General features: G+C 53.3%; 20 protein-coding genes and 1 tRNA gene. 10 read left to right on the top strand and 11 right to left on the bottom strand.

All coding sequences use genetic code 11. The features are described 5' to 3' along the window. The 5 genes from arsH to CKK19_RS07335 form a co-directional block, all read left to right on the top strand. Nucleotides 1-504: arsenical resistance protein ArsH (arsH, locus tag CKK19_RS07315; protein ID WP_225455086.1), on the top strand; the 504-nt coding region annotated here is incomplete at its 5' end. An 8-nt stretch (nucleotides 505-512) separates the two neighbouring features. After that, on the top strand, nucleotides 513-1,058 hold the full coding sequence (locus tag CKK19_RS07320; RefSeq protein WP_063853779.1) for a sigma-70 family RNA polymerase sigma factor: 546 nt from the start codon (nucleotides 513-515) through the stop codon (nucleotides 1,056-1,058). Nucleotides 1,059-1,133: 75 nt separating this feature from the next. Further along, nucleotides 1,134-1,496: an arsenic metallochaperone ArsD family protein gene (locus CKK19_RS07325; RefSeq protein WP_054627860.1), complete on the top strand. Its 363-nt coding sequence runs from the start codon at nucleotides 1,134-1,136 to the stop codon at nucleotides 1,494-1,496. A 20-nt stretch (nucleotides 1,497-1,516) separates the two neighbouring features. Then, complete coding sequence (gene arsA, locus CKK19_RS07330) at nucleotides 1,517-3,274, top strand: arsenical pump-driving ATPase (RefSeq protein WP_054627859.1); 1,758 nt, start codon at nucleotides 1,517-1,519, stop codon at nucleotides 3,272-3,274. A 124-nt stretch (nucleotides 3,275-3,398) separates the two neighbouring features. Continuing rightward, a complete protein-coding gene (locus CKK19_RS07335) occupies nucleotides 3,399-3,935 on the top strand; it encodes a GNAT family N-acetyltransferase (protein ID WP_054627858.1) in 537 nt (178 codons plus the stop codon). A 34-nt stretch (nucleotides 3,936-3,969) separates the two neighbouring features. Here the strand turns inward: CKK19_RS07335 and arsC are convergent, their stop codons facing one another. Genes arsC through arsR form a run of 5 tightly spaced genes read right to left on the bottom strand, consistent with a single transcriptional unit; the run spans nucleotide 3,970 to nucleotide 8,274 of the window. Continuing rightward, nucleotides 3,970-4,395, bottom strand: coding sequence for a glutaredoxin-dependent arsenate reductase (gene arsC, locus CKK19_RS07340; RefSeq protein WP_054627857.1), 426 nt, complete (start codon nucleotides 4,393-4,395; stop codon nucleotides 3,970-3,972). Between the two features lie 12 nt (nucleotides 4,396-4,407). After that, nucleotides 4,408-5,697 carry an arsenite efflux transporter membrane subunit ArsB gene (gene arsB, locus CKK19_RS07345; RefSeq protein ID WP_063853778.1) on the bottom strand — a complete coding sequence of 430 codons (1,290 nt, stop codon included), beginning with the start codon at nucleotides 5,695-5,697 and terminating at the stop codon, nucleotides 4,408-4,410. 47 nt (nucleotides 5,698-5,744) lie between these two features. Continuing rightward, nucleotides 5,745-7,496, bottom strand: a complete 1,752-nt coding sequence (arsA, locus tag CKK19_RS07350; RefSeq protein ID WP_054627855.1) for an arsenite efflux transporter ATPase subunit ArsA — start codon at nucleotides 7,494-7,496, stop codon at nucleotides 5,745-5,747. A 17-nt stretch (nucleotides 7,497-7,513) separates the two neighbouring features. Further along, nucleotides 7,514-7,876 carry an arsenite efflux transporter metallochaperone ArsD gene (arsD, locus tag CKK19_RS07355; RefSeq protein WP_054627854.1) on the bottom strand — a complete coding sequence of 121 codons (363 nt, stop codon included), beginning with the start codon at nucleotides 7,874-7,876 and terminating at the stop codon, nucleotides 7,514-7,516. A 47-nt stretch (nucleotides 7,877-7,923) separates the two neighbouring features. Next, nucleotides 7,924-8,274 (bottom strand): As(III)-sensing metalloregulatory transcriptional repressor ArsR, encoded by a 351-nt coding sequence (gene arsR / locus CKK19_RS07360; RefSeq protein ID WP_054627853.1) that lies wholly within the window; start codon nucleotides 8,272-8,274, stop codon nucleotides 7,924-7,926. Between the two features lie 300 nt (nucleotides 8,275-8,574). Here arsR and CKK19_RS07365 point away from each other — a divergent pair, with 300 nt between their 5' ends. Both CKK19_RS07365 and CKK19_RS07370 read left to right on the top strand, forming a co-directional pair. Beyond that, nucleotides 8,575-9,561: an AAA family ATPase gene (locus tag CKK19_RS07365; RefSeq protein ID WP_032294507.1), complete on the top strand. Its 987-nt coding sequence runs from the start codon at nucleotides 8,575-8,577 to the stop codon at nucleotides 9,559-9,561. Between the two features lie 3 nt (nucleotides 9,562-9,564). After that, nucleotides 9,565-11,955 (top strand): S8 family peptidase, encoded by a 2,391-nt coding sequence (locus CKK19_RS07370; RefSeq protein ID WP_074147574.1) that lies wholly within the window; start codon nucleotides 9,565-9,567, stop codon nucleotides 11,953-11,955. A 101-nt stretch (nucleotides 11,956-12,056) separates the two neighbouring features. On the opposite strand, the gene CKK19_RS07375 is transcribed toward CKK19_RS07370, so the two are convergent. Then, a complete protein-coding gene (locus CKK19_RS07375; RefSeq protein ID WP_063162107.1) occupies nucleotides 12,057-13,241 on the bottom strand; it encodes a tyrosine-type recombinase/integrase in 1,185 nt (394 codons plus the stop codon). A gap of 162 nt (nucleotides 13,242-13,403) precedes the next feature. Next, nucleotides 13,404-13,498: transfer RNA gene (locus CKK19_RS07380), tRNA-Sec, on the bottom strand. Nucleotides 13,499-13,786: 288 nt separating this feature from the next. Between CKK19_RS07380 and CKK19_RS07385 the strand changes: the two genes are divergently transcribed. After that, nucleotides 13,787-15,178, top strand: a complete 1,392-nt coding sequence (locus CKK19_RS07385; protein WP_063136741.1) for a glycoside-pentoside-hexuronide family transporter — start codon at nucleotides 13,787-13,789, stop codon at nucleotides 15,176-15,178. A gap of 12 nt (nucleotides 15,179-15,190) precedes the next feature. Further along, nucleotides 15,191-17,509, top strand: a complete 2,319-nt coding sequence (yicI, locus tag CKK19_RS07390) for an alpha-xylosidase (RefSeq protein ID WP_063853776.1) — start codon at nucleotides 15,191-15,193, stop codon at nucleotides 17,507-17,509. Nucleotides 17,510-17,638: 129 nt separating this feature from the next. On the opposite strand, the gene CKK19_RS07395 is transcribed toward yicI, so the two are convergent. Continuing rightward, nucleotides 17,639-19,333: an AsmA family protein gene (locus CKK19_RS07395; protein ID WP_045621023.1), complete on the bottom strand. Its 1,695-nt coding sequence runs from the start codon at nucleotides 19,331-19,333 to the stop codon at nucleotides 17,639-17,641. A 118-nt stretch (nucleotides 19,334-19,451) separates the two neighbouring features. Beyond that, on the bottom strand, nucleotides 19,452-20,843 hold the full coding sequence (gene xanP, locus CKK19_RS07400) for a xanthine/proton symporter XanP (protein WP_032626600.1): 1,392 nt from the start codon (nucleotides 20,841-20,843) through the stop codon (nucleotides 19,452-19,454). A 225-nt stretch (nucleotides 20,844-21,068) separates the two neighbouring features. Here xanP and gltS point away from each other — a divergent pair, with 225 nt between their 5' ends. Further along, nucleotides 21,069-22,271 carry a sodium/glutamate symporter gene (gltS, locus tag CKK19_RS07405; RefSeq protein WP_006812438.1) on the top strand — a complete coding sequence of 401 codons (1,203 nt, stop codon included), beginning with the start codon at nucleotides 21,069-21,071 and terminating at the stop codon, nucleotides 22,269-22,271. A 3-nt stretch (nucleotides 22,272-22,274) separates the two neighbouring features. Here gltS and recG read toward each other — a convergent pair whose 3' ends face one another. Next, the gene (recG, locus tag CKK19_RS07410) at nucleotides 22,275-24,356 is read right to left on the bottom strand and encodes an ATP-dependent DNA helicase RecG (RefSeq protein ID WP_063853775.1); all 2,082 of its coding nucleotides are present in this window, start codon (nucleotides 24,354-24,356) and stop codon (nucleotides 22,275-22,277) included. Nucleotides 24,357-24,359: 3 nt separating this feature from the next. Then, on the bottom strand, nucleotides 24,360-25,049 hold the full coding sequence (trmH, locus tag CKK19_RS07415; protein WP_032622047.1) for a tRNA (guanosine(18)-2'-O)-methyltransferase TrmH: 690 nt from the start codon (nucleotides 25,047-25,049) through the stop codon (nucleotides 24,360-24,362). Nucleotides 25,050-25,051 lie beyond the last annotated feature (2 nt).

Consider the following 25,051-nt stretch of genomic DNA (forward strand, 5'->3'; position numbering starts at 1 on the left):
GTTTTTGTTGACCACTTCAATGCGCCTGATTCGCATCCTAAAGTCATGGAGCTGCGTGAGCTGGTTCGTTGGTCCGAAGGCATGGTGTGGTGCTCACCTGAACGCCATGGTGCGATGACCGGCATCATGAAGGCCCAGATTGACTGGATACCACTTTCGGAAGGTGCTGTTCGCCCTTCTCAGGGTAAGACGCTGGCCGTTATGCAGGTCTGCGGTGGTTCCCAGTCTTTCAATGCCGTAAATCAGATGCGCATTCTTGGCCGCTGGATGCGGATGATCACCATCCCGAATCAGTCCTCCGTGGCAAAAGCCTGGCAGGAGTTTGATGAAGATGGACGAATGAAACCATCGTCTTATTACGACCGCATCGTGGATGTGATGGAAGAACTGGTGAAATTTACTCTGCTGACAAGAGGTAGCTCAGCTTATCTCGTCGATCGCTACAGCGAACGTAAAGAGTCTGCAGAAGAACTTTCCAGGCGGGTTAATCAGAGCAAAATCTGAGGGCTAGGATGAGTGATGTAACGGCATTCAACAACTGCATGAACGCGTTATGGCGGCAACATGAAGCCGAACTTTCTCGCTTCCTGACATCGAAGACAGGTGATAGCGAAAAAGCAGCAGACCTTCTGCAAGAGCTATTCCTGCGTGCCCGCGCTCATTCAGACAGTTTCTGCGAGATGGAGAATCCGCGAGCCTGGCTATATCGGGCGGCGAGGAATCTGCTGATTGATGAGTACCGCACCACCAGGGAGTTTGTTGAGCTGGAAGAAGATGCCCCATTAACAGACGCATCCCCTGATGCAATCTCAACGCTGGATATTTGCCTGCCTGAAACATTACAGGCTTTACCCGAAGATGAGCGATGGTTGATTGAAGAGTCCGACCTTAACCGGCGTCCCCAGCAGTCTCTGGCCGATGAACTGGGAATTACGCTTACGGCGTTTAAATCCCGTTTGCTTCGGGCCAGAAAGCACCTGAAAGAAACGATGACAGAACTTTGTCAGATTGAGGCGGATGACACGTCTCCCGTCTGCTGCCACAAAAAAATGAATTAATCGCGCATCTTTTTCCCGTCACCTTCGTTTACCTCAGTGTAAAGCCAAATGACTAAACACTGAGGTAAACAGTCCATGTCAAAAATTGAGATCTTTGAAGCAGCAGGCTGCTGCGCAACCAGTAGCGTTGTGGTCAGCGACGATGCCGTCAAATGGAACGCCAACGCCGAATGGGCGAAAAAGAATGGCGTTGATATTCAGCGCTACAGCCTTGCGAAGAACCCGCAGCAGTTCCTGAATACCCCTGTCATCAAAGAGTTCCTGAACACATCAGGAATGGAGTCCCTCCCCGTCACCTTGCTCGATGGGAAGCTCGTGATGGCAGGCAAACTCCCGACGCGTGAAGATATCGCCCGTTGGTCAGGTATTCCGCTTACTCAGGACTGGAGTGAAGACAACACGCAACCACGCTGCTGCAGCATTCCACGTATGCCTTAATTCCAGAGGAGCTATTACTGATGAATATTCCATTTTTAAAAGACATTCCCCCGTTCATCTTCTTCACTGGCAAAGGTGGCGTGGGTAAAACATCTCTGGCCTGTGCTACTGCGGTATGGCTGGCCGATCAGGGTAAGAGAACGCTTCTGGTGAGTACCGATCCGGCTTCCAATGTCGGCCAGGTCTTTAGCCAGACTATCGGCCACCGAATCACAGATATCAGCACCGTAGAAAATCTTGCCGCGATGGAAGTTGATCCGATGGCTGCAGCACAGGCTTATCGTGACCGCGTGCTCGACCCGGTTCGCGGGCTGATGCCAGCCGATGTGGTCAGCAGTATTGAAGAACAGCTCTCTGGCTCATGCACCACGGAAATCGCTGCGTTTGATGAGTTTACCGGTCTACTGACCAATCATGAGCTGCGGGAAAAATATGACCATATCGTATTTGATACCGCGCCAACCGGTCACACCATCCGCATGCTTGAGCTGCCGGGAGCCTGGAGCGGTTATCTGGAAGCGAACCCCGATGCCGCCGCTAACCTCGGGCCGCTGGTGGGGCTGGAGAAACAACAGCACCAGTACTCAGATGCGGTTAAGGCGCTCTCTGATGCTGCACTCACGCGTCTGGTTCTGGTTGCCCGCGCCCAGGCTTCGACACTGAAAGAGGTTTCCCATACGCATGATGAGCTGTCTGCTATCGGTTTACGGCATCAACACCTTGCCATTAATGGTGTGTTGCCGCCATTTGTGGGTGAAAATGATCCGCTGGCGCAAAGTATTTTAGCTCGGGAGGAAAAAGCGCTACTTGCTATGCCAGAGAATTTGGCGAACCTTCCCCGCTCGCAGCTGTATCTGAAGCCATTTAATCTGGTCGGTCTCGAAGCCCTGCGTGGGTTATTTACAGAGAGCGAAGCCTCGATGTCTCTCCTAACTACGACGCTGAACACTCTGGATTTACCGAAACTTGCCTCGCTGGTGGATGAACTCAGCCTGACAGGTAAAGGTCTGGTAATGACGATGGGTAAAGGCGGTGTCGGCAAAACGGCTGTTGCAGCATCGGTGGCGGTATCTCTGGCAAAACGCGGGCATAAAGTCCATCTGACGACGTCAGATCCGGCAGCACATCTGTCTTATACGCTGGATGGCTCGATACCAAACCTTCAGGTCAGCCGTATTGACCCGAAAGTAGAGACTGAACGCTATCGTCGCTTTGTTCTGGAAAATCAGGGGAAAGGGTTAGATGCAGAAGGGCTGGCGGTGCTGGAGGAAGATCTCCACTCACCATGTACTGAAGAGATCGCCGTCTTCCAGGCATTCTCGCGGATCATCAAAGAGGCAGACGAACATTTTGTCATTATGGACACAGCGCCAACAGGTCACACGCTTCTGCTACTGGATGCAACAGGAGCCTATCACCGGGAAATGGTGCGTCAGATGGGGCAAACGCATGACAATGTGTTGACGCCAATGATGCAATTGCAGGACCCGGAGAAGACGAAGGTGATTATCGTGACGCTTGCCGAAACGACACCTGTACTGGAAGCAGCAAACCTGCAACAGGATTTGCGTCGGGCTGAAATTGAACCATGGGCATGGGTAATCAATAGCAGTCTGGCTGCTGCGAAACCGTCCTCACCGTTCCTGGTAACCCGAGCCAGTCGCGAACTGCCGCTGATAAATGACGTTACAGAGCAGTTTGCAAAGCGTATTGCATTAACACCACTGCAGAACGAAGAACCAGTGGGTGCAGCTCTGCTGGCAAAAATGGCAGGCTAATAGATGGGGCTGCGGCCCCATCTTCTGTAGCCAAACTTTTGCTTATACAGATTATAAGTTTAAGTGCTTAACCTGCTGTCGCGAATTCCGGTAGTTTGTAAAACACCATTACTGGAGCAATTCGATGCACATTATCAAAGCTGAAGAACAGCACATTACCGCGATACGCAATATCTATGCTCACCATGTTCTGCATGGTACAGGTAGCTTCGAAACCGAACCTCCGGATATGCAGGAAATGCTTAACCGACTGAGGAGCATTCAGTCTCGGGGATTCCCATGGTATGTCGCCCTGCAGGGCGATACGATCATTGGCTACTGTTATATTTCCCGTTACCGCGAACGCCATGCTTATCGGTTCACGGTTGAAAATTCGATATATATTGATCCGGCTTATCAGCGCCAGGGCGTCGGAAAAGCACTGCTCGATCATGCATTAAAATGGGCCGAATCTCAGGGATATCGTCAGATGATTGCTGTTGTGGGTGACAGCGCTAACGTTGCTTCTGTTGCGCTGCATATCCGCGCAGGATTTACTGAAATAGGCACATTAAAGGACATTGGTTTCAAACATGGCCGCTGGCTTGACACGGTTTTGCTGCAAATGAAACTTGGTGAAGGGAATAGTACTCTGCCAGAAGGTTCAGGTCTTATGCCTTGAGGCAAGAATAAGGGGGCGTCTGCCCCCTTTATGTTTATTTCAATCGCTTACCTGTTTCATCAACGACTTTCTCGCCGTCTTCCTTAGCAAATGCGCCTTTTTGCGCATCCGGAAGAATATCCAGTACCACTTCGGAAGGGCGGCAAAGGCGCGTTCCCAACGGTGTCACCACAATCGGGCGGTTAATCAGGATCGGATGCTGAAGCATAAAATCGATTAACTGATCGTCAGTAAACTTATCTTCGGCAAGCCCCAGTTCTTCATAAGGCTCGACATTTTTACGCAGCAGCGCCCGTACTGTAATCCCCATATCTGCGATAAGTTTGACCAACTCATCGCGTGAAGGTGGAGTCTCAAGGTAAAGAATTACGGTCGGTTCATTACCGCTGTTGCGGATCATCTCCAGCGTATTACGCGACGTGCCGCAGGCCGGGTTGTGATAGATGGTGATGTTGCTCATATCAGTATCTCATTACAAAGTGAAAGAGAGACGTAGCGCCAGCGCGGCCAGCGTTACAAACAGCACAGGCAGAGTCATGACGATCCCTGTGCGGAAATAGTATCCCCAGGTGATGGTCATATTCTTCTGTGAAAGTACATGCAGCCAGAGCAGCGTTGCCAGGCTACCAATAGGTGTAATTTTCGGGCCCAGATCGCAGCCAATCACGTTGGCGTAGATCATCGCTTCTTTGATAACGCCTGTTGCGGTGCTTCCATCGATAGAAAGAGCGCCAACCAGCACGGTAGGCATGTTGTTCATGATGGAAGACAGGAAAGCCGTCAGGAAGCCAGTACCCAGCGTCGCAGCCCAGAGTCCTTTATCCGCCAGTACGTTCAGCACACCTGAAAGGTATTCGGTCAGCCCGGCGTTGCGCAGACCGTAGACCACCAGATACATCCCCAATGAGAAGATGACGATCTGCCATGGCGCACCGCGCAGCACTTTACCGGTGTTAATGGCATGGCCTCGTTTCGCCACCGCAAATAGAATGACAGCGCCTACAGCAGCAATCGCGCTGACCGGGATACCCGACGGCTCAAGGATGAAAAAGCCAACCAGAAGAAGGATCAACACTATCCAGCCAGTTCTGAAGGTTGCCAGATCTTTAATCGCCTTTGCCGGTGCTTTCAGGAGAGCCAGGTCGTAAGTCGGTGGAATATCATTGCGGAAGAACAGATGTAGCATAACCAGCGTGGCAACAATGGCTGCAATATCAACCGGCACCATTACCGACGCATACTCGGTGAAGCCCAGTCCAAAGAAGTCTGCAGAAACGATGTTTACCAGGTTGGATACGATAAGCGGCAGGCTGGCTGTATCGGCAATAAACCCAGCAGCCATGACGAATGCCAGTGTCGTGCCTTTGCTGAACCCTAATGCCAGTAGCATGGCGATGACTATCGGCGTCAGAATAAGTGCCGCACCATCGTTGGCAAACAGTGCCGCTACCGCTGCACCTAGCAGAACGATATACGTAAAGAGCAAACGGCCACGACCGTTACCCCAGCGAGAAACATGCAATGCCGCCCATTCGAAAAAGCCTGATTCATCAAGCAGCAGGCTGATAATAATCACGGCAATAAAGGTCGCCGTCGCGTTCCAGACGATATTCCACACCACCGGAATATCGCCCACATGCACAACGCCAGATATCAGAGCCAGTCCCGCGCCCAGCATTGCACTCCAGCCGATCCCTAATCCCTTTGGTTGCCAGATAACCAAAACAATGGTCAGGACAAAAATAGCGCCTGCCAGTAACATAAAACCTCCTGACAGGGCGACTTTGTCGCCCTGTATATGCCAAAAAATTAACTCATCAACTCTCTGAGCTTTTCAATACCGGTGGGCTCTGACGCCAGCACCGGAACAAGCGCTATACGGTCAGCATGCTGATTCTTAACAGCCTCAATCTGAGGCAGTTCCTGATGAGCACGCTGGCAAAGCAACGGAGAACGCGTATCCGCAATGGAAAGGCTGTTATTGATAATCCAGCCCCACGGATGAATCTCCGCTCTTTCAAGGTCAGCCTGCAGGTTTGCCGCTTCCAGCACTGGTGTGGTTTCAGGAAGCGTAACAAGCAGAACTTTGGTTCTATCCGGATCCTGAAGTTGCATCATTGGGGTAGTAAAATGACCTTTACTACCCATTTTTTTGGCAATCTCTCGGTGGTAAGCCCCGGTCGCATCCAGCAGCAATAGCGTATGTCCCGTAGGGGCGGTATCCATGACAACAAACCGTTTACCCGCTTCACGAATCACCCTGGAAAAGGCCTGAAACACGGCAATTTCTTCTGTACAGGGAGAGCGTAAATCCTCTTCCAGTAGCCGTTTCCCTGCTTCGTCCAGATCTCTTCCCTTCGTCTCAAGAACATGCTGACGATAGCGTTCGGTTTCATCGCGAGGGTTGATGCGGCTGACCTGCAGGTTTTTGAGGTTGCCGTTCAGCGTTGTACTCAGGTGCGCAGCAGGATCAGAGGTCGTGAGATGCACGTCAAATCCCATGTCTGCCAGCCTGACGGCTATAGCCGCAGCCATCGTGGTTTTCCCTACGCCACCTTTGCCCATCAGCATAATCAGGCCGTGTTCACTGCGAGCGATATCCTCGACCAGGCCAGAGAGCGATAAGTTTTCAGGCATGTACAGAGCGTTCGTTGCCGGGAGCGGTAACGCCTCAGAATGGATATCCAGCAGTCCCTTCAATGCGGACACACCAACCATATTGACTGGCTGTAGTAATAGGGTATCTGTCGGTAGCTCAGATAAACCGGCAGGAAGATTTGCCAGTGCCTCCTGCTCACGTTGCCATATCGCAGCGGCCAGGGCGTCATGTTCAGCTTCGGCTTTAGGCAGCACACCATTAATCACCAGGTATTGGTTTTTCAGGCCAATTGCAGCCAGTTCTTCATGGGTGCGGGCGACTTCCTGCAGCGTCGATTTTTGCAGTCGTGCAACCAGAACCAGGCGGGTACGTTCAGGATCGGATAACGCCTCTACTGCATGAGCATACTGCTCACGCTGCTTTTCCAGCCCGGCCATTGGGCCAAGACAGGAAGCACCATCTGGATTACTTTCAATGAAGCTACTCCAGGCACCGGGAAGCTGGAGAAGGCGAATCGTGTGGCCCGTCGGCGCTGTATCAAAAATGATGTGATCGAAGCGGGTCAGCAGGGTAGCGTCTGTCAATAAGCCGGTGAACTCGTCAAACGCCGCAATCTCAGTGGTACAGGCTCCTGAAAGCTGCTCGCTGATACTGTTAACAACGTCATCTGGCAGAAGACCTTTGATAGGATCAACAATTCTGGCGCGGTATTGCTGGGCGGCTTCCTGCGGGTCAATCTCCAGAGCAGAAAGCCCAGGAACTGCTGTCACAGGGCGAATGTTGTTACCGATAGCTTGGTCGAATACCTGGCCGACATTCGAGGCAGGATCGGTACTGACCAGCAAAACCTGCTTGCCCTGTTCGGCAAGGCGGATAGCCGTCGCGCAGGAAATGGAAGTTTTTCCTACGCCTCCCTTGCCAGTAAAAAACAGGTAAGGCGGGATATTCTGTAAGAATTTCATATGTCCTCCTGACATATTCAGCAACAGGAAGTATTACCACCACAGCAGCTGGTGGGAGCTAACCCTACCTTCTCCAGCGTAATACCGAACCAGCGAGCCAGCTCAGCACGTTTTGGGTATCGCCCTGCCATCACAGTTTCACCGTCCAACAGCAGTAGCGGAAGCCCTTCTGCTCCAGATACTTCGAGGAATGCTTTCGCTTTCTCATTCTGAACAAAGCTCATGGGCTGCTGCGCCAGGTTGTAACGCTCAACCTGTACGCCACGTCCTTTCAGCCACTGCACATCAGCAGAAAAATCAACCAGAACCTGATCGACATCTGAGCCACATACGCCGGTACTGCAGCACATTGCCGGGTCAAACACCGTTAACGTCTTCATTCTAAATACCTCACATTCGTAAAATCATATATGTTCAGGCAAATTTTTTAGATGCAAACAGCCTTACCGCTACCAGAGCAGTTTGCCGATGCCAGCTTACGGGCGATGGCCTGTACGTCGTCCTGTTGGCTTAACCAGGCCTGCTCAATCACCTGAGCGGCCCAGGAAGGAATATGCGGGGATAAGCGGTAGTGAACCCACTTGCCCTGTTTACGGTCCAGCAATAGACCACTTTCCCGGAGCATTGCAAGATGACGGGAGATCTTGGGCTGCGACTGCTCCAACGCCGTGCAAAGATCGCACACGCACAGCTCTCCCATCTCCCTGAGCAGCAGCACGATGCCCAGGCGGGTTTCATCGGAGAGATTTTTGAAGAGTTGTAAGGATGTTAGTAGCATCTGTCCTCCGGTTAGTTTAATAACAGGATACTCTGTAGGTCTAAGATCGCAACAATATATTCGAAAAATCATATATAACTTTTGTTGTGGGATTTTTTTATCATGATATCAGTAAGTTGCTTAACTTATTGATATTCATATTTTTATAAAATTCCCTAAAGGATGTAACCCCCATTCTGATATGCAAATAAAATCTTCAGGGATTCAAGAAATGTTGATAGAACGAACTTCTTATGGCGTTACGCCGATGCTAAACTGAACTAAAGGTTTTATTTGTATGGGTATGCTCAGGGGAAAAAGATGGCTAACGGTAAGGTTCTAAGACAGCTTATAAAAGCTGGAGCGACAGGTGATGTCGCGGCCTTCCGTCGTGTTTCGGAAGTGATCATTGAAGAAGAACGACAAAAACAACATCATCTTCTTGCCAATGACCTTGAACATATTCTTTATGGTGATCATGCGATACAAACCTCTCGAGTGCCCGCTGCACCTCCAGTGCCAGTGGACAAAGAGCGAGGCTTGCCCTTGCTAGATATTAGACAGCCAAGTCGTTCTTTAGATGAAATCGTACTACCTGAATCAAGTTCAGATGCTGTCGAAGAGATACTTGAAGAAAATCGTAGGGCTGATGTGTTACGCACTTACGGAATGAAAGCTATCAGTAAAGTTATTTTTTTTGGTCCTCCTGGGTGCGGTAAAACTCTTGCTGCAGAAGTAGTGGCTTGTGAATTGGATATGCCGTTGGCCATCGTCAGGCTTGATACTCTGGTTTCTTCATATCTTGGTGAAACTGCTGCTAACCTACGCCAAATATTTGATTTTATCTCTCAATACCCAATGGTTGTACTCTTCGATGAGTTTGATGCTATAGGTAAAGAACGTGGGGATAGTGGGGATCATGGTGAGTTAAGACGAGTTGTAAATGCTGTTTTACAAATGATGGATGCATACCAAGGAAAAAGCTTAATTCTTGCAGCAACAAACCATGAACATATCCTGGATAGTGCTATTTGGAGGCGTTTTGACGATGCTATTGAGTTTCCACTACCCGATAAACATCAGTTGTCAGAATTGATGAAACTCAAACTTCGTGGTATTCGCCGCCAGTTTGAGCTTGAAGACGATGAGGTTCTCTCACTATTCATTGGAAAAAGTGGTGCTGATTTAGAACGGATTGTAAGACGTGCAATCAAGAGAATGATTTTACGTAGCCAAGAGTTTTTGACTCTCAAAGATCTTAAGAATGCACTTTTACGGGAAAATATAAACAAAACTCGTCAGGGATAATAAATGACGGAACAATATCAACATCTTAGTATTGCTAAAGAATCTCTTCAGAACCCTAGACGCACACGCCAGTTCAAAATTCCGAGAACACAGCGTGCTGACTTGCGCTTACATGGACGCATTTTGTCTGAGCAATTACGAAGTATTACACAATTAGCTAATCCACAAATTCCAGGAAAGGATAATGATGGTCGGTATATGCTGAAGTTACAGTATACCGGGATGTTAGATATTGCTCATATGGATAGGCATGGAATAGAGTTCGTCAGTCAAGAAGATAAAACAATATGTATTGCCTTTGCTGATGAACGAGGAATCGCTCTTTTTGAGGAACACCTTTCACAGCTTGGTCACGCTCATATAACCTACCAGCAAATTTTAACCGCATTGGATAGCGTTGATGTTTGGACTAATGAGGATCGCAAAAGCTGGTCAGTGAAACAGTATGGGTTTCCTGATTCAGATTCCTTCGGTCTAGATGTTGAGCTGTGGCCGGTAGAAACGACACAACATCCTTCTCGAGCTCGGATCTGCGGAGAATTTGAAAACTGGCTCCGCGAAAATATGATTCATCGCTTGGATAGAATTAATCTTGATAGTTTGCTGATGTACCGGGTAAGAGTAAATTTAGAGCAAGCTGAAAAACTGCTTGAGCACCGTGATGTTCGAATGGTGGACCGTCTTCCTGTCAGTGGAATCTCGTATGAGAAACTGAACAAAGATATCAATTTTATCCCCGAATATATCCCATCTCCATTACCTAATGCCGTAAAAGTTTGCATCCTTGATAGTGGAATTAATACCGCACATCCATTATTGCGTAGTGCAATAGCTGAGAGTGCCTGCTTCGTGGATAATGAAGATGAATCTGACCATTTTGGACATGGTACTGCTGTTGCAGGTATTGCCCTATATGGTGATGTTGAGGCTTGCGATGCTAGCAATTTCTGGCAACCGTCAATGTGGTTATATAACGGCAAAATTCTTAATGCCCAAGGGGAATTTGATACTGCTACGATTGAAACAACTTTGACCGAAGCAGTAGAATATTTCGTTGGTCTAGGATGTCGTATTTTTAACTTATCACTTGGCAATGCAAATGCGCCTTACGATGGAAAGCACATCCGAGGTATTGCTTATGTGCTTGATGTGCTGGCGAGGCGTCACAATATTCTTTTCGTAGTTTCCGCAGGTAATTTTAATGGTAGCAGTGACCCTGATGTTCCAGTAGAAAGTTGGCGGGCAGAGTATCCCAGCTATTTAATCCACGATAGCTCAGTTATTATTGATCCAGCGCCCGCACTCAATGTTCTAACGGCAGGAAGTTATGCAAGGCATAATGCAACATTTGACGCTCAACGTCGTGCTGATGAAATTAGCCATTTAAGCCCTGCAGGTGAATATCAACCTTCACCATTCACGCGGCATGGACCTTCTGTGAAAGGTGCATTTAAACCAGAAATAGTTGCGCACGGTGGAAACTTTGCGGCACCTATGCGTAATGCTGGAGGTCAATGGCGACAACATGCCAGAGGACTTGGTGTGCTAAGCTGCCACCATCAATTCCAAGGAAGTACACTTTTCTCTGAACAAAGTGGAACTAGTTTTTCTGCACCTTATATCACGCACCTCGCTGCACGTTTACTCAATGAATATCCAGATATGTCTGCCAATATGTTGCGAGCTATGCTTGTCAATCACGCTGCGCTGACACCGCAGATGGAGAATACATTCTCAGAAGAGGTTACAGAACATTATAAATCTGAACCTTCAACCCGAAATCGTAGTGTTATTCGAGATGTCGTTGGATATGGAGTTGTTGAGGAAGATGGTTTATATCGCTCGTCCGAGGAAGTAGTTGTTATGATGTGTGAAGAGCAAATCTCTGATGACACTCATCAATTCTTTGAGCTTCCATTACCTACATCTTTTTTAAGAACTCAGCGAGCAGTAAGAGAACTGCACATTACTTTAGCGTATTCACCAGCAGTCAGGACAACGCGATTAGATTATACAGCAACACAAATATCTTACAGGCTTGTTAAAGGTTCTTCGTTGCAAGATGTTCAGCAATACTTTAATCATGATATACAAGATGGTACTGATTCTAGGAATGACGATGCGGTAAGCAATCGTTCTATTACTGCACAACAACGTGATCATGGTACAGTACAATCCTCTAGTTGGACTTTTAAGCAAAGGTCTCCAGATGAAAAGTGGTTTGTGGTTGTAACTAGAAATGATCGTGAGTGGGGCACCCCACTTAATAGCCAACATGAACCTTATGCATTAGTTGTTACTGCAACGGACAGAGAAAATGCTGAAGCTAATCTTTATGCCGAAATTGAGGCACGAATTCGTGAGCAGGAGCGCTCCAGGGCTCGGGTAAGTTAAATATAAAGTATTTAGCTTTTAAGCGAGAGGGAAAAAAAAGATTCTCAATCTCTATTATAAGAATGCTAATAGGGGGTGAGAATCTTTATACTGCTGAATTTTCACACACCTCGAGAGACTAAACTTTCTACATAATCTGCATACTTCTGCATCATTTCTCTCCGCCCCTCCAAATACTGCGCATGGTTGTAAGTCCCACGTATCGCGTTCTTATCCACATGTGCTAGCTGCGTTTCTATCCACGCTGAGTTAAAACCTTCTTCATGGAGGATGGTACTCATCGTGTGGCGGAAACCATGTCCTGTCAGCCTTCCTTTATATCCCAATAACTCAATAACCTGATTAACGCTTTCCTTTGAGATCGGCTTCGTTCGATCGTTACGTCCGACGAATACCAGTGGGTATAGCCCGGTAATAGGTTTAAGTGACTCAAAGAGCTCGACAACCTGATCCGACATTGGAACGATGTGTGGTCGTTTCATCTTCATCACTTCAGCAGGGATCTCCCAAAGCCGCTTTTCAAAATTGATATCCTCCCAGCGGGCAAAACGTAATTCCTGAGTTCGTACCCCTGTAAGCATGATGATTTGAGTCGCAGTCTTGGTAATAACGCTACCGGTGTAACCGGCAAGATCCCTAAGAAAGTGAGGGAGTTCTTCGGCTGTCAGGAATGGAAAATGTGTTTTCTTTGGTGTTGCGAGGGCTGTGGCGAGATCGGGTGCTGGATTGTATTCAGCGCGTCCGGTCACAATCGCATGACGGAATACTTCACCGCAGCGCTGTCTGACTTTGCGCATCTTTTCTAATGCACCACGCTTTTCCATACGACGAAGGGTTTCCAGCAATTCCATGGGCTTAATTTCAGCTATAGGGCGCTTACCGATGTAGGGGAAAATATCCTTTTCAAAGGTATCAATAATTTCATCGCGATAGCGTAATGACCAACGATCCGCTCTCAACTGATGCCATTCACGGGCAATAGCTTCGAAGGTATTTTCATAGTTAAGCTTTTGGGCAATTTTCTCTGCTTTCTTTACTTCACCGGGATCGCTTCCGGCAGACAGCAGCTTTTTCGCAGCATCACGCTTTTCGCGTGCTTGAGCGAGAGAAATCTCGGGATAAACGCCGAAAGCAAGACGCTTTTCTTTACCTGCGTAGCGATACTTTAAACGCCAGTAACGTGAGCCGTTGGTAGTTACTTCAAGGTAGAGGCCGCCACCATCAGATAGCTTATACGGCTTCTCTTTGGGTTTGGCTGTATCAATTTGTCTGACTGTTAGCTTCATTGGGGGCATCTCAAAATAGGGCTATAAATCATGCCCCCCATTATGCCCCCAGAATGCACTTGATTCTGGTAGAGACAGTAGACCTCGGGAGAACATAATCAGCTTTAATTGCGGGTATTATAGGGGATTTACTTGAGACAGTGGAGTTCAGTAGAAGCTAATTGGCGGAAGATCACAGGAGTCGAACCTGCCCGGGAACGCTGGCGTCCCCAACTGGATTTGAAGTCCAGCCACCTCACCGGAGATGACGATCTTCCGCGCCTGCATTGCTACATGGAGGCGGGGCGCATTATAGCTACTTTCAGGCATTTACCACATACCCCACACCACTTTTTTCACCTCTCTTTTGACCTGAATCCCCCTGTTTCAGCTAATTCTTAAGAAAATCCTCAGGTTAGCATTTCGTGCTCATCAACTTTTATCCCGATCACAAAAAACAAGAAACGTAATCTCTTAACCAGAAAACGCAATACCCGCTCCTGAAACAATGGTTTAAAACCAATGCAACCGGTCTCAGCGCCCCCTACAGCGTGAAGGATAAAAATATGAGCGAAGTATTGTCAGTAAAAGAGAAGATTGGCTACGGCATGGGAGACGCCGCCAGCCATATCATTTTTGATAACGTCATGCTTTACATGATGTTTTTCTACACCGATATTTTTGGTATTCCCGCCGGGTTTGTCGGCACCATGTTCCTGCTGGCCCGCGCGCTGGATGCGATCTCCGACCCGTGCATGGGGCTGATTGCCGACCGCACCCGCAGCCGCTGGGGCAAGTTCCGCCCGTGGATTTTGTTCGGCGCCATTCCGTTCGGCATCGTCTGCGTGCTGGCCTACACCACGCCGGACCTCAGCCTCAACGGCAAAATGGTTTACGCCGCTATCACCTATACGCTGCTGACCCTGCTCTATACCGTGGTCAATATCCCGTACTGCGCGCTGGGCGGCGTGATCACCAACGACCCGACGCAGCGTATCTCCCTTCAGTCCTGGCGCTTTGTGCTGGCGACGGCGGGCGGCATGCTCTCCACGGTGCTGATGATGCCGCTGGTGAACCTTATTGGCGGGGATGACAAAGCCTTCGGCTTCCAGGGCGGGATCGCCGTGCTGTCGGTGGTCGCGTTCCTGATGCTGGCGTTCTGCTTCTTCACCACCAAAGAGCGCATCCAGGTGCCACCGAGTACTACCTCCATGCGTGAAGATCTGCGTGATATCTGGCAAAACGACCAGTGGCGCATCGTCGGCGTGCTGACCATCCTCAACATTCTCGCCGTCTGCGTGCGCGGCGGCGCGATGATGTATTACTGCACCTGGATCATGGGCTCGCCGGAAGTGTTCGTCGCGTTCCTCACCACCTACTGCGTCGGCAACCTGATTGGCTCCGCGCTGGCGAAACCGCTCACCGACTGGAAGTGTAAGGTCAGCATCTTCTGGTGGACCAACGCCGCGCTGGCGGTGGTCAGCGTGGCGATGTTCTTCGTGCCGATGCATGCCACCGTGCTGATGTTCGGCTTCATCTTCGTTATCGGCGTGCTGCACCAGCTGGTGACGCCGATTCAGTGGGTAATGATGTCCGATACCGTCGACTACGGCGAATGGACCAACGGCAAACGTCTGACCGGCATCAGCTTTGCGGGCACGCTGTTCGTGCTGAAACTCGGCCTGGCGCTGGGCGGGGCGATGATCGGATGGATGCTGGCAGGCGGCGGCTACGACGCGGCAGCCAAAACCCAGAACAGCGCGACCATCAGCATCATTATCGGTCTGTTTACGCTGGCTCCGGCGATCTGCTACGTGCTAAGCGCCATCATCGCCAGGCGCTACTACACGCTGAAAACCCCCTTCCTGACCAAAATCCTGCGCGAGCTGGCGCAAGGTGCGCGCCGCAATCAGCAGGAGTTTGAAAACCTGCCGGTCAGCAAAGAATTGCAGAACTAAGAGGACGTAAGCATGAAAATCAGTGATGGAAACTGGCTTATCCAACCGGGCCTTAACGTGACGTATCCGGTACAGGTGTTCGACGTGGAGCAGCAGGGCAATGACCTGGTGGTGTATGTGGCCCCGCGTGACGTGCGCGAACGCACCTGGCAGCTCGACACGTTGATGTTCACGGTGCGCCTGTTTGCTCCGCAGGAAGGGATTGTCGGGGTGCGCATTGAGCACTTCCAGGGCGCGCTGAACAACGGCCCGCACTATCCGCTGAACGTTCTGAAAGACGTGAAGGTAGAGATTGAAAACAACGCCGAATTTGCCGAGCTGAAAAGCGGCAGCGCCAGCGTGCGCGTCACCAAAGGCGAGTTCTGGGCGCTGGATTTCCTGCGCAACGGCCAGCGCATTACCGGCAGCCAGCTGAAAAACAACGGCTACGTGCAGGATACCAACACCGATCGCAACTATGTGTTTGAACGTCTGGATCTGGGCGTGGGGGAAACGGTCTACGGTCTGGGCGAGCGCTTTACCGCCCTGGTGCGCAACGGTCAGACGGTCGAAACCTGGAATCGCGACGGGGGCACCAGCACCGAGCAGTCCTACAAAAATATCCCGTTCTACCTGACCAACCGCGGCTACGGCGTGCTGGTGAATCATCCGGAAAACGTCTCGTTTGAAGTCGGCTCCGAGAAAGTGTCCAAAGTGCAGTTCAGCGTGGAAGGGGAGTATCTGGAGTACTTCGTGATCGACGGCCCGACGCCAAAAGAGGTATTAAACCGCTATACGCAGTTCACCGGGCGTCCGGCGCTGCCGCCGGCGTGGTCGTTCGGCCTGTGGCTGACCACCTCCTTCACCACTAACTACGACGAAGCGACGGTCAACAGCTTTATCGACGGCATGGCCGAGCGCGACCTGCCGCTGCACGTGTTCCACTTCGACTGCTTCTGGATGAAAGCCTTCCAGTGGTGCGACTTCGAGTGGGACCCGGTGACCTTCCCGGATCCGGAAGGCATGATCCGCCGCCTGAAAGAGAAAGGGCTGAAGGTCTGCGTGTGGATCAACCCGTACATCGGCCAGAAATCGCCGATCTTCCGTGAGCTGAAAGAGAAGGGCTACCTGCTTAAGCGCCCGGACGGCTCCCTGTGGCAGTGGGACAAATGGCAGCCGGGGCTGGCGATCTACGACTTCACCAACCCGGACGCGTGCCGGTGGTACGCCGACAAGCTGAAAGGCCTGGTGGAGATCGGCGTCGACTGCTTCAAGACCGACTTCGGCGAGCGTATCCCGACGGACGTCCAGTGGTTTGACGGTTCCGATCCGCAGAAGATGCACAACCATTACGCCTACATCTACAACGAACTGGTGTGGAACGTGCTGAAAGAGACGGTGGGAGAAGAAGAGGCGGTGTTGTTTGCCCGTTCTGCCTCCGTGGGAGCGCAACAGTTCCCGGTGCACTGGGGCGGCGACTGCTACGCCAACTATGAATCGATGGCGGAAAGCCTGCGCGGCGGGCTGTCTATTGGCCTGTCCGGCTTCGGATTCTGGAGCCACGATATCGGCGGGTTTGAAAACACCGCTCCGGCGCACGTCTATAAGCGCTGGTGCGCTTTCGGGCTGTTCTCCAGCCACAGCCGCCTGCACGGCAGCAAATCCTACCGCGTGCCGTGGGCGTACGATGATGAGTCCTGCGACGTGGTGCGCCACTTCACCCAGCTGAAATGCCAGCTGATGCCGTACCTGTATCGTCAGGCTGCGCTGGCCCGCGAGTTCGGCACGCCGATGCTGCGGGCGATGATGCTGGAGTTCCCGGACGACCCGGCGTGCGATTACCTCGACCGCCAGTACATGCTGGGGGATTCAATGATGGTGGCGCCGGTGTTCTCCGAGGCGGGCGACGTGCAGTTCTGGCTGCCGGAAGGGCGCTGGACGCACCTGTGGCACAACGATGTAATCGAGGGCAGCCGCTGGCATAAGCAGCAGCACGATTTCCAGAGCCTGCCGGTCTATGTGCGCGACAACACGCTGCTGGCGCTCGGCAATAATAACCAGAAGCCGGACTATGCGTGGCACGAGGGGACAGCCTTCCAGCTCTTCAACCTGAGCGATGGCGCAACGGCGGTTAGCGAAGTGCCTGCGGCGGACGGTTCTGTGGTGTTTACGCTGAAGGCGTCACGTCAGGGCGACGTCGTGACCTTTACCGGCGCGGGAGATGCGCAAAACTGGTCGGTGTGCTTGCGCAACGTGCAAAAGGTTGGCGGCGTGAAAGGCGGTTCACATGCGGGCAGCGAGTGGGGTGTGGTGGTGAAAGCCGAGAGGGATGAGGTGGTGATCCACCTCTGAGCTGGAAAAATGCCCGGTGGCGCTTCGCTTACCGGGCCTACGGTAATTATGCGGTCTGATGCCCTCACCCACGGGGAGAGGGAACCAAAACCTCGTAGGCCGGGTAAGGCGAAGCCGCCACCCGGCTTTTTACTGTGCCGGAGCCACCGCCGACACCATCCCGCCGGTCATCGTCTGCTGCACCTGCTGTTTATCCATATTTACCGCGCTCAGCTTCCCGTTCACCGTCGGCTTCAGCGGCGCATTCGCCTGCACGCTGCCGCTGGCGGTAAGCTGAATATTGCCGTCGCCCGCAATCGGCAGCGCTGGCCAGCCCCACTGCTGCAAGACGTTGAGCGGTACACCGCGCCCGTTCAGGCTCACGGTGGTTTGTCGCTGTGGCAGCTGTGACACGGTGGCGGTCGCTTCCAGGATCCCTTTCTCGGTAAAGGCGCTCAGGTCGGTAATGTTTACCGTTGCGGCGTTGGCATTCAGCGCCAGCGACGGGCGTCGCACGTCGACGCGGTTAAAGGTTGCTGCCGCCCCGTTCAGGGTTGCGTTACCGCCCCACACGCCCCACTTGTGGTCTTGCGCCAGACGCAGATTAGCGCCATAACCGTCGAGGGAGGTGATCTGCCATGGGAACGCCGGATCGATGTCGATCACCAGGTTGCGGCTCAGGCCGAATTTTTTCAGCGTCACGCTGTTCAGCCATGCCGGAAGCGGATCCATCCACAGCGTTTTCCAGTTTTCCGGAAGCGTATATTCCAGCCCGGCAATGGCAACGTCGTCCAGCACCAGCGCGTTCCCGTCGCGCAGCCAGTTGCCGGAGGTGCGCACCATGCCCCCTTCCCAGCGGGAAGTGAACTGACGCAGCGCAATGCCCTGCGGGGAGAATTCCGCGTTCAGGATAGGGTCAAAAAGATGCAGCGAGCCGTAGATAAATTCGCTGGCGTTCATGGATAACCGTCCCTCCTGGCTTTGCCAGTCCCCTTTACTCAGGGTGAGGTTACGCAGGCTAAGATCAAGGTCGGTAACCGCCCAGTCTGGCCCCTGTAGACGGGCATCGGTCACTTCCAGCCGCCCAATCTGTAACGAAGGCAGGGTGGAGAGAGGGGCGAAGAAATCCAGCAGCGATTTGTCGCTTTGCAGGCGGATCTCATTCAGACGCAGGGTGTCGATAACCCAGCCACCGTCGGCATTACGCTGAGCCGACCCCGTAAGCGAGCCGCGCGCCATATCGGCACCGATGGTATTCAGCACCACCTCTTTGCCGTTGAGTTGTCCCTGAATCAGCACGTTATTGGCCGGTATGCCGTTGAGCGTGAGCGACCCGGCGCTCATCTGGATTTGCGCATTTTTCCCCAGTACGTTCCCCGCCTCGGGCTGCCACGGGCTGACGCCACCGGTCACCTTTTGCGCACTGAGATCCCACTCCGTATTCGGGCTGTTAAAGGCCATGTTATTCAGTTGCAGACGATCGGCCTGGAACGGCAGCGGCGCCGTCTGTGGAGATAAATTCAGCGTGCCATCGAACAGGGTGATGGCGTCCATATGCAGCGGGTCGGTGATCTGGCGGCTGCTTAAGCCAATATCCACTTTTTTAGCGACCAGCGTGGCCGGTTTGCCATCTCGTCCGAAGGTAACGTTTTCCAGAAGAATGTGAGAAGGGGATGAAAAGCGGTGATCCATCAGGTCAAAGTTGAGCTCGTAATCGGTATTCACCGTGATCCAGCTACTGACCTGCGATGCGCCCCAGCGGGTCTGGAGCAGAAAATAAAAGGCGAGCACTACAATGAGCAGGGCTACCAGAAGATAGATAAGCAGCTTTCCAATAAATTTCATGGTCTTCCTTCCCGCGAAACGCACATAAGGGTGTTATGCACGATTTATGCGCAATGCTCAAGGCGGGAATGGTGTAAAGAGATGTCACGGCAGGCATTGACAGCCTGCCGTGTGGGGATCAGTTCTTTTCAGGCGGGAAAATGAGATTCAGCACGATAGCGGTAATACCGCCCGCAGCGATGCCGGAAGAGAGCAGGTTTTTCACCCAGTCCGGGGCAAACTGCAAAATCAACGGCTGCTGGGAGACGCCAAGTCCTACGGCGAGAGACAGCGCAATAATCATGATTGCGCGGCGGTTCAGCGGCTCGCGGGAGACGATACGCACACCGGAGGCCGCGATGGTACCGAACATGACCAGCGTCGCGCCGCCCAGGACCGGCTCGGGAATGTGCTGCACAAACCCGCTCACCGCCGGGAACAGGCCGAGGACCACCAGCATCAGCGCCACCACGAAGCCCACGTAGCGGCTGGCAACCCCGGTCAGCTGGATCACGCCATTGTTCTGGCCGAAGCAGGAGTTCGGGAATGTGTTGAACACCGCCGAGACAAACGAGTTCAGTCCGTTCGCCAGCACGCCGCCTTTCAGACGTTTCATGTACAGCGGGCCGGAGACCGGCTGCTCGGACACGTCGGAGGTGGCAGTGATATCGCCAATGGTTTCCAGCGAGGTGATCATAAAGACCAGCATCAGCGGCAGGAGAAGACTCCAGTCAATGCCCAGGCCGTAGTAGAGCGGCGTTGGCACGGTAATCAACGCGCTGTTGGTTGGGGTGGTGTTTTCCGGCAGCATGCCCAGCGCCCACGCCAGCAGGTAACCGGCCGCCATGGCGATCACCAGCGAAGCCACGCGCAGGTACGGGTTACGCTGGCGGTTAAGCAGAATAATGATCGCCAGCACCACGCCTGCCAGCAGCAGGTTTTTCGGCGCGCCGAAGGTATGGTCGCTCATTGCCGCGTAGCCGCCCCCGATGGAGGTCAGACCCACCTGAATCAGCGACAGGCCGATAATCATCACCACCACGCCGGAGACCAGCGGGGTGATCACCCGGCGCGCAAGGTGCAGAACGCGGGAGATGATCATCTCTGTGCAGCTTGCCAGCATCAGGGTGCCGAATAGCGCCGCCATCATCGTCGGGACATCTGCGCCGCCGGTTTTCAGTGCCGTACCGCCCATGATCAGCGGCGCCACAAAGTTAAAGCTGGTGCCCTGAATCGACAGCAACCCCGAACCCACCGGACCCCAGGCTTTAATTTGAATGATGGAGGCTACACCGGAAGCGAACAGAGACATACTGATGATGTGTTGCGTATCCTGCGCCGGTAACCCCAGCGCCTGACAAATCAGCAGAGCCGGCGTGATGACCGCAACGAACATCGCCAGCAGATGCTGGCAGGCGGCAAACAGGGTTTGAGGTAGCGGGGGACGATCTTCAAGGCGGTAAATCAGTTCACTGTTTTGCTTCTGCGCAATCGGTTGCGCATCAGCAGACTCCAGAGTGTTAACAGACATCGGCGGCAATCCCACGGTGGAAAAGCGGGCATTTTAGCTGACCACCTGGTAAAAGCAAACGATTGCCAGCAAAAAAAAGAGAGAAAATCTGCCGGTGTGAGCAGGTTTTCTACAACGAACAGGAAAAAAAAATTACACTTTTCGCGCCGGCGGCTCATGACGAGCATCACCCGGCCCAGGATAACGCCGCGTGTGTATGGAACACGCGCATAACAGGAGCCTTTTATGATTCATCTCGATACGTTGTCGACCCTTGTTGCCGCAACGCTGGTTCTTCTGCTTGGTCGCAAGCTGGTACACAGTGTTTCCTTTCTGAAAAAGTACACCATTCCTGAACCTGTCGCCGGTGGATTGCTGGTGGCGCTGGCCCTGCTGGTACTGAAAAAAAGCATGGGCTGGGAAATTGATTTTGATATGTCCCTGAAAGATCCGTTGATGCTGGCCTTCTTTGCCACTATCGGCCTGAACGCTAACCTCGCAAGCCTGCGTTCAGGCGGCAAGGTGCTGGGCGTGTTTCTGATTGTTGTGGTGGGCCTGCTGCTGATGCAAAACGCCATCGGCATCGGTATGGCGTCGCTGCTGGGGTTGGATCCGCTGATGGGTCTGCTGGCGGGGTCGATTACCCTGTCAGGTGGCCACGGAACGGGCGCGGCGTGGAGCAAGCTGTTCATCGAACGCTATGGCTTTGAAAACGCAACGGAAGTGGCTATGGCCTGCGCGACCTTTGGCCTGGTGCTTGGCGGGCTGATTGGCGGCCCGGTGGCGCGCTATCTGGTGAAACATTCCACTACGCCGGAAGGCAGACCAGACGATGAAATGGTGCCGACCGCGTTCGAAAAACCGGACGTTGGTCGCAGCATCACCTCGCTGGTGATGATTGAAACCATCGCCATGATTGCCATCTGCCTCACCGTGGGCAAAATCGTTGCGCAATGGCTGGCGGGAACGGCTTTCGAACTGCCAACCTTTGTCTGCGTGCTGTTTATCGGGGTGATCCTGAGCAACGGTCTGGCGCAGATGGGCTTCTACCGCGTCTTCGAACGCGCGGTGTCCGTGCTGGGGAACGTCAGCCTGTCGCTGTTCCTGGCGATGGCGCTGATGAGCCTCAAGCTGTGGGAACTGGCCTCGCTGGCGCTGCCGATGGTGGCGATCCTGGCGGTACAGGCCGTGTTTATGGCGCTGTATGCCATCTTTGTTACCTGGCGCATGATGGGCAAAAACTATGATGCGGCGGTACTGGCTGCGGGTCACTGTGGATTTGGTCTGGGAGCGACACCAACGGCCATCGCGAATATGCAGGCGATCACCGAACGGTTCGGCCCGTCGCACATGGCGTTTCTGGTGGTGCCGATGGTGGGCGCATTCTTCATTGATATCGTCAACGCGCTGGTCATTAAGCTCTACCTGATGCTGCCAATGTTTGGCTGACCGTCAGGCGTTGGAATACCGCTCGGTTTCCGGCATCCAGCGTTCAATTAACGCTGCCGCCTGTTCGGGGTAGCGTTCATGAATATGACGCGCTAGGCGTTGTACTTCGGGGATCATGGCCTGATCGCGCAGCAAATCCGCCACTTTAAATTCGGCGTTACCCGTCTGACGCGTGCCCAGCAGTTCACCCGGGCCGCGGATCTCCAGATCTTTTTGCGCAATGACGAAGCCGTCATTGCTGTCGCGTAATACCTGCAAACGCATCTGCGCGGTTTTCGACAGCGGGGCTTTGTAGAGCAGCACGCAGTGAGAGGCGATCGCGCCACGGCCCACGCGGCCTCGTAGCTGGTGGAGCTGCGCCAGGCCCAGACGCTCCGGGTTCTCAATAATCATCAGGCTGGAGTTCGGCACATCCACGCCCACTTCGATAACCGTGGTCGCAACGAGTAAGTGCAGCTCGCCCTGTTTGAACGACTGCATCACCGCCTGCTTCTCGGCAGGCTTCATGCGCCCGTGAACCAGACCGACGTTCAGCTCTGGCAGGGCGAGCTTTAACTCTTCCCATGTGGCTTCGGCAGCCTGCGCTTCCAGCAGCTCAGACTCTTCAATCAGGGTGCAGACCCAGTACGCCTGACGCCCTTCCTGCGTACAGGCGTTGCGCACGCGGTCAATGATGTCGCTGCGCCGCGTGTCCGGTATGGCAACCGTGGTCACCGGCGTTCGGCCCGGCGGCAACTCGTCGATGGTGGAGGTATCCAGATCGGCATAGGCCGTCATCGCCAGGGTGCGCGGAATCGGCGTGGCGGTCATGATCAGCTGATGCGGGTGGAAGCCCTGTTGCAGACCTTTCTCCCACAGCGCCAGACGCTGATGAACACCAAAGCGGTGCTGTTCGTCGATAATGACCAGCGCCAGGCCGTTAAACTGCACCTGTTCCTGGAAAATGGCGTGCGTGCCGACAATCATCTGCACCTGCCCGCTGGCAATAGCTTCCTGCTGCGCAAGACGTGCTTTGCCCTTCTGCTTCCCAGCCAGCCAGCCCACTTCGATCCCCAGTGGGGCGAACCAGTTACGGAAATTGTTGGCGTGCTGCTCGGCCAGCAGTTCTGTCGGCGCCATCAGCGCCACCTGCTTGCCGTGGGCGATAGCGCGTAAAGCGGCCAATGCGGCAACCAGCGTTTTCCCGGAACCCACGTCGCCCTGCACCAGGCGCATCATCGGCACATTCAGCGCCATATCGCGTTCAATCTCGGCGGTAACCCGCGCCTGGGCGCCGGTGGGTTTAAACGGCAGTGTGGCCAGCAGCTTATCTTTGAGCTCATCATGCGGGCTTAATGGCTGCGCGTGGAAACGCTGCGCACCTGCGCGCAGGGCCAGCATGCTCAGGTTGTGAGCCAGTAATTCCTCAAGGATAAGACGCCGTTGGGCGGGATGTTTACCGCTTTCTAAATCAACGAGCTGAAGCGTTGGCGGTGGACGGTGCAGGGTGCGCAACGCCTCCGGCAGGCTCATCATGCCCTGCGCCAGCTCCGGCGGCAGCAGCTCGTTAATGGCGCAGGTATTGAGCAGCTCCAGCGCCTGGTCGGTGAGCTTGCGCAGCGTGGCCTGCTTAATGCCTTCGGTGGTTGGATAGACCGGCGTGAGCGTCTCCTGTAGCTCAGGTGAGCTGAGATCGCCCTGCACGCGGTATTCCGGGTGGATCATCTCCGCGCCGTATTTGCCCCGTTTGGCTTCACCGTACGCAAGTACGCGTCGTCCGGTGGCAAGGCTGTTTTTCATCGCCGCATTGAAGTTGAAAAAGCGCATGGTGAGAATGCCGGTGCCGTCGCTGATCTGGCAGGTCATCATCCTGCGTCCGCCAAAGGTGATGTTGCAGTTCAGCACTTCCCCTTCAACGGTGGCGTAAATAGCGGGCAGCAGATCGCCAATTTTATAAAGCTGGGTACGGTCTTCGTAACGCAGGGGGAGGTGGAGCAGGAGATCCTGCACGGTGTGCAGGCCAATCTTCGCCAGTTTACTGCTTTGAGCCGCGCCCACGCCCGTCAGGCTGTTGAGCGGTATGGCGTCCAGCAGGCGGCCTTTCATGATTTACCCTGCGTACTGCATGGTGGACCACCACTCGGCATCGGCTTCAATTTCGCCCTGCGCGTTGACGTGGGGGTAAGGCAATTTCTTCTGCTTCGCAACGCGAGCCAGCACCGGATAGCCACCTTCAAACAGCAGGCGCTGCTGCTCCTCTTCCGGCAGCATGCTGTTGCTGCGCTCGTACATTCCGGCATTCTGACGCTGGCGCTGCGCTTCATACAGGATCAGCGCTGAGGCGACCGACACGTTGAGTGACTGGACCATGCCGATCATCGGAATGATGATGTCCCGGTCAGCCAAATCCAGTGCTTCCTGCGTGATCCCCGTTTTCTCCTGGCCCATTAAAATGCAGGTCGGACGGGTGTAGTCGATCTCACGGAAATCCACGGCTTTAGCAGAGAGGTTGGTTGCCAGTACCTGCATGCCACGCCCTTTCAGGTGCGAGACCGCTTCACCAATAGTCTGGTGAGTTTTCACGGATACCCAGCTGTTGCTGCCTGCGGCGGTGGAGGCCATGGTACGCATACGTGCGCCTGGCCAGACGGCGTGGACTTCATGCACGCCGACGGCATCTGCGGTGCGGACGATAGCAGAGACGTTATGAGGTTTATGGACCTGCTCCATGCAGACCGTCAGATCAGGCTGACGCCTGGCGAGCATTTCGCAGATTCGCTCGTAACGTGTTGAATTCATAA

The organism is Enterobacter sp. CCUG 70166 (genome assembly GCF_020224095.1).
Classification (GTDB): Bacteria; Pseudomonadota; Gammaproteobacteria; order Enterobacterales; family Enterobacteriaceae; genus Enterobacter; species Enterobacter intestinihominis.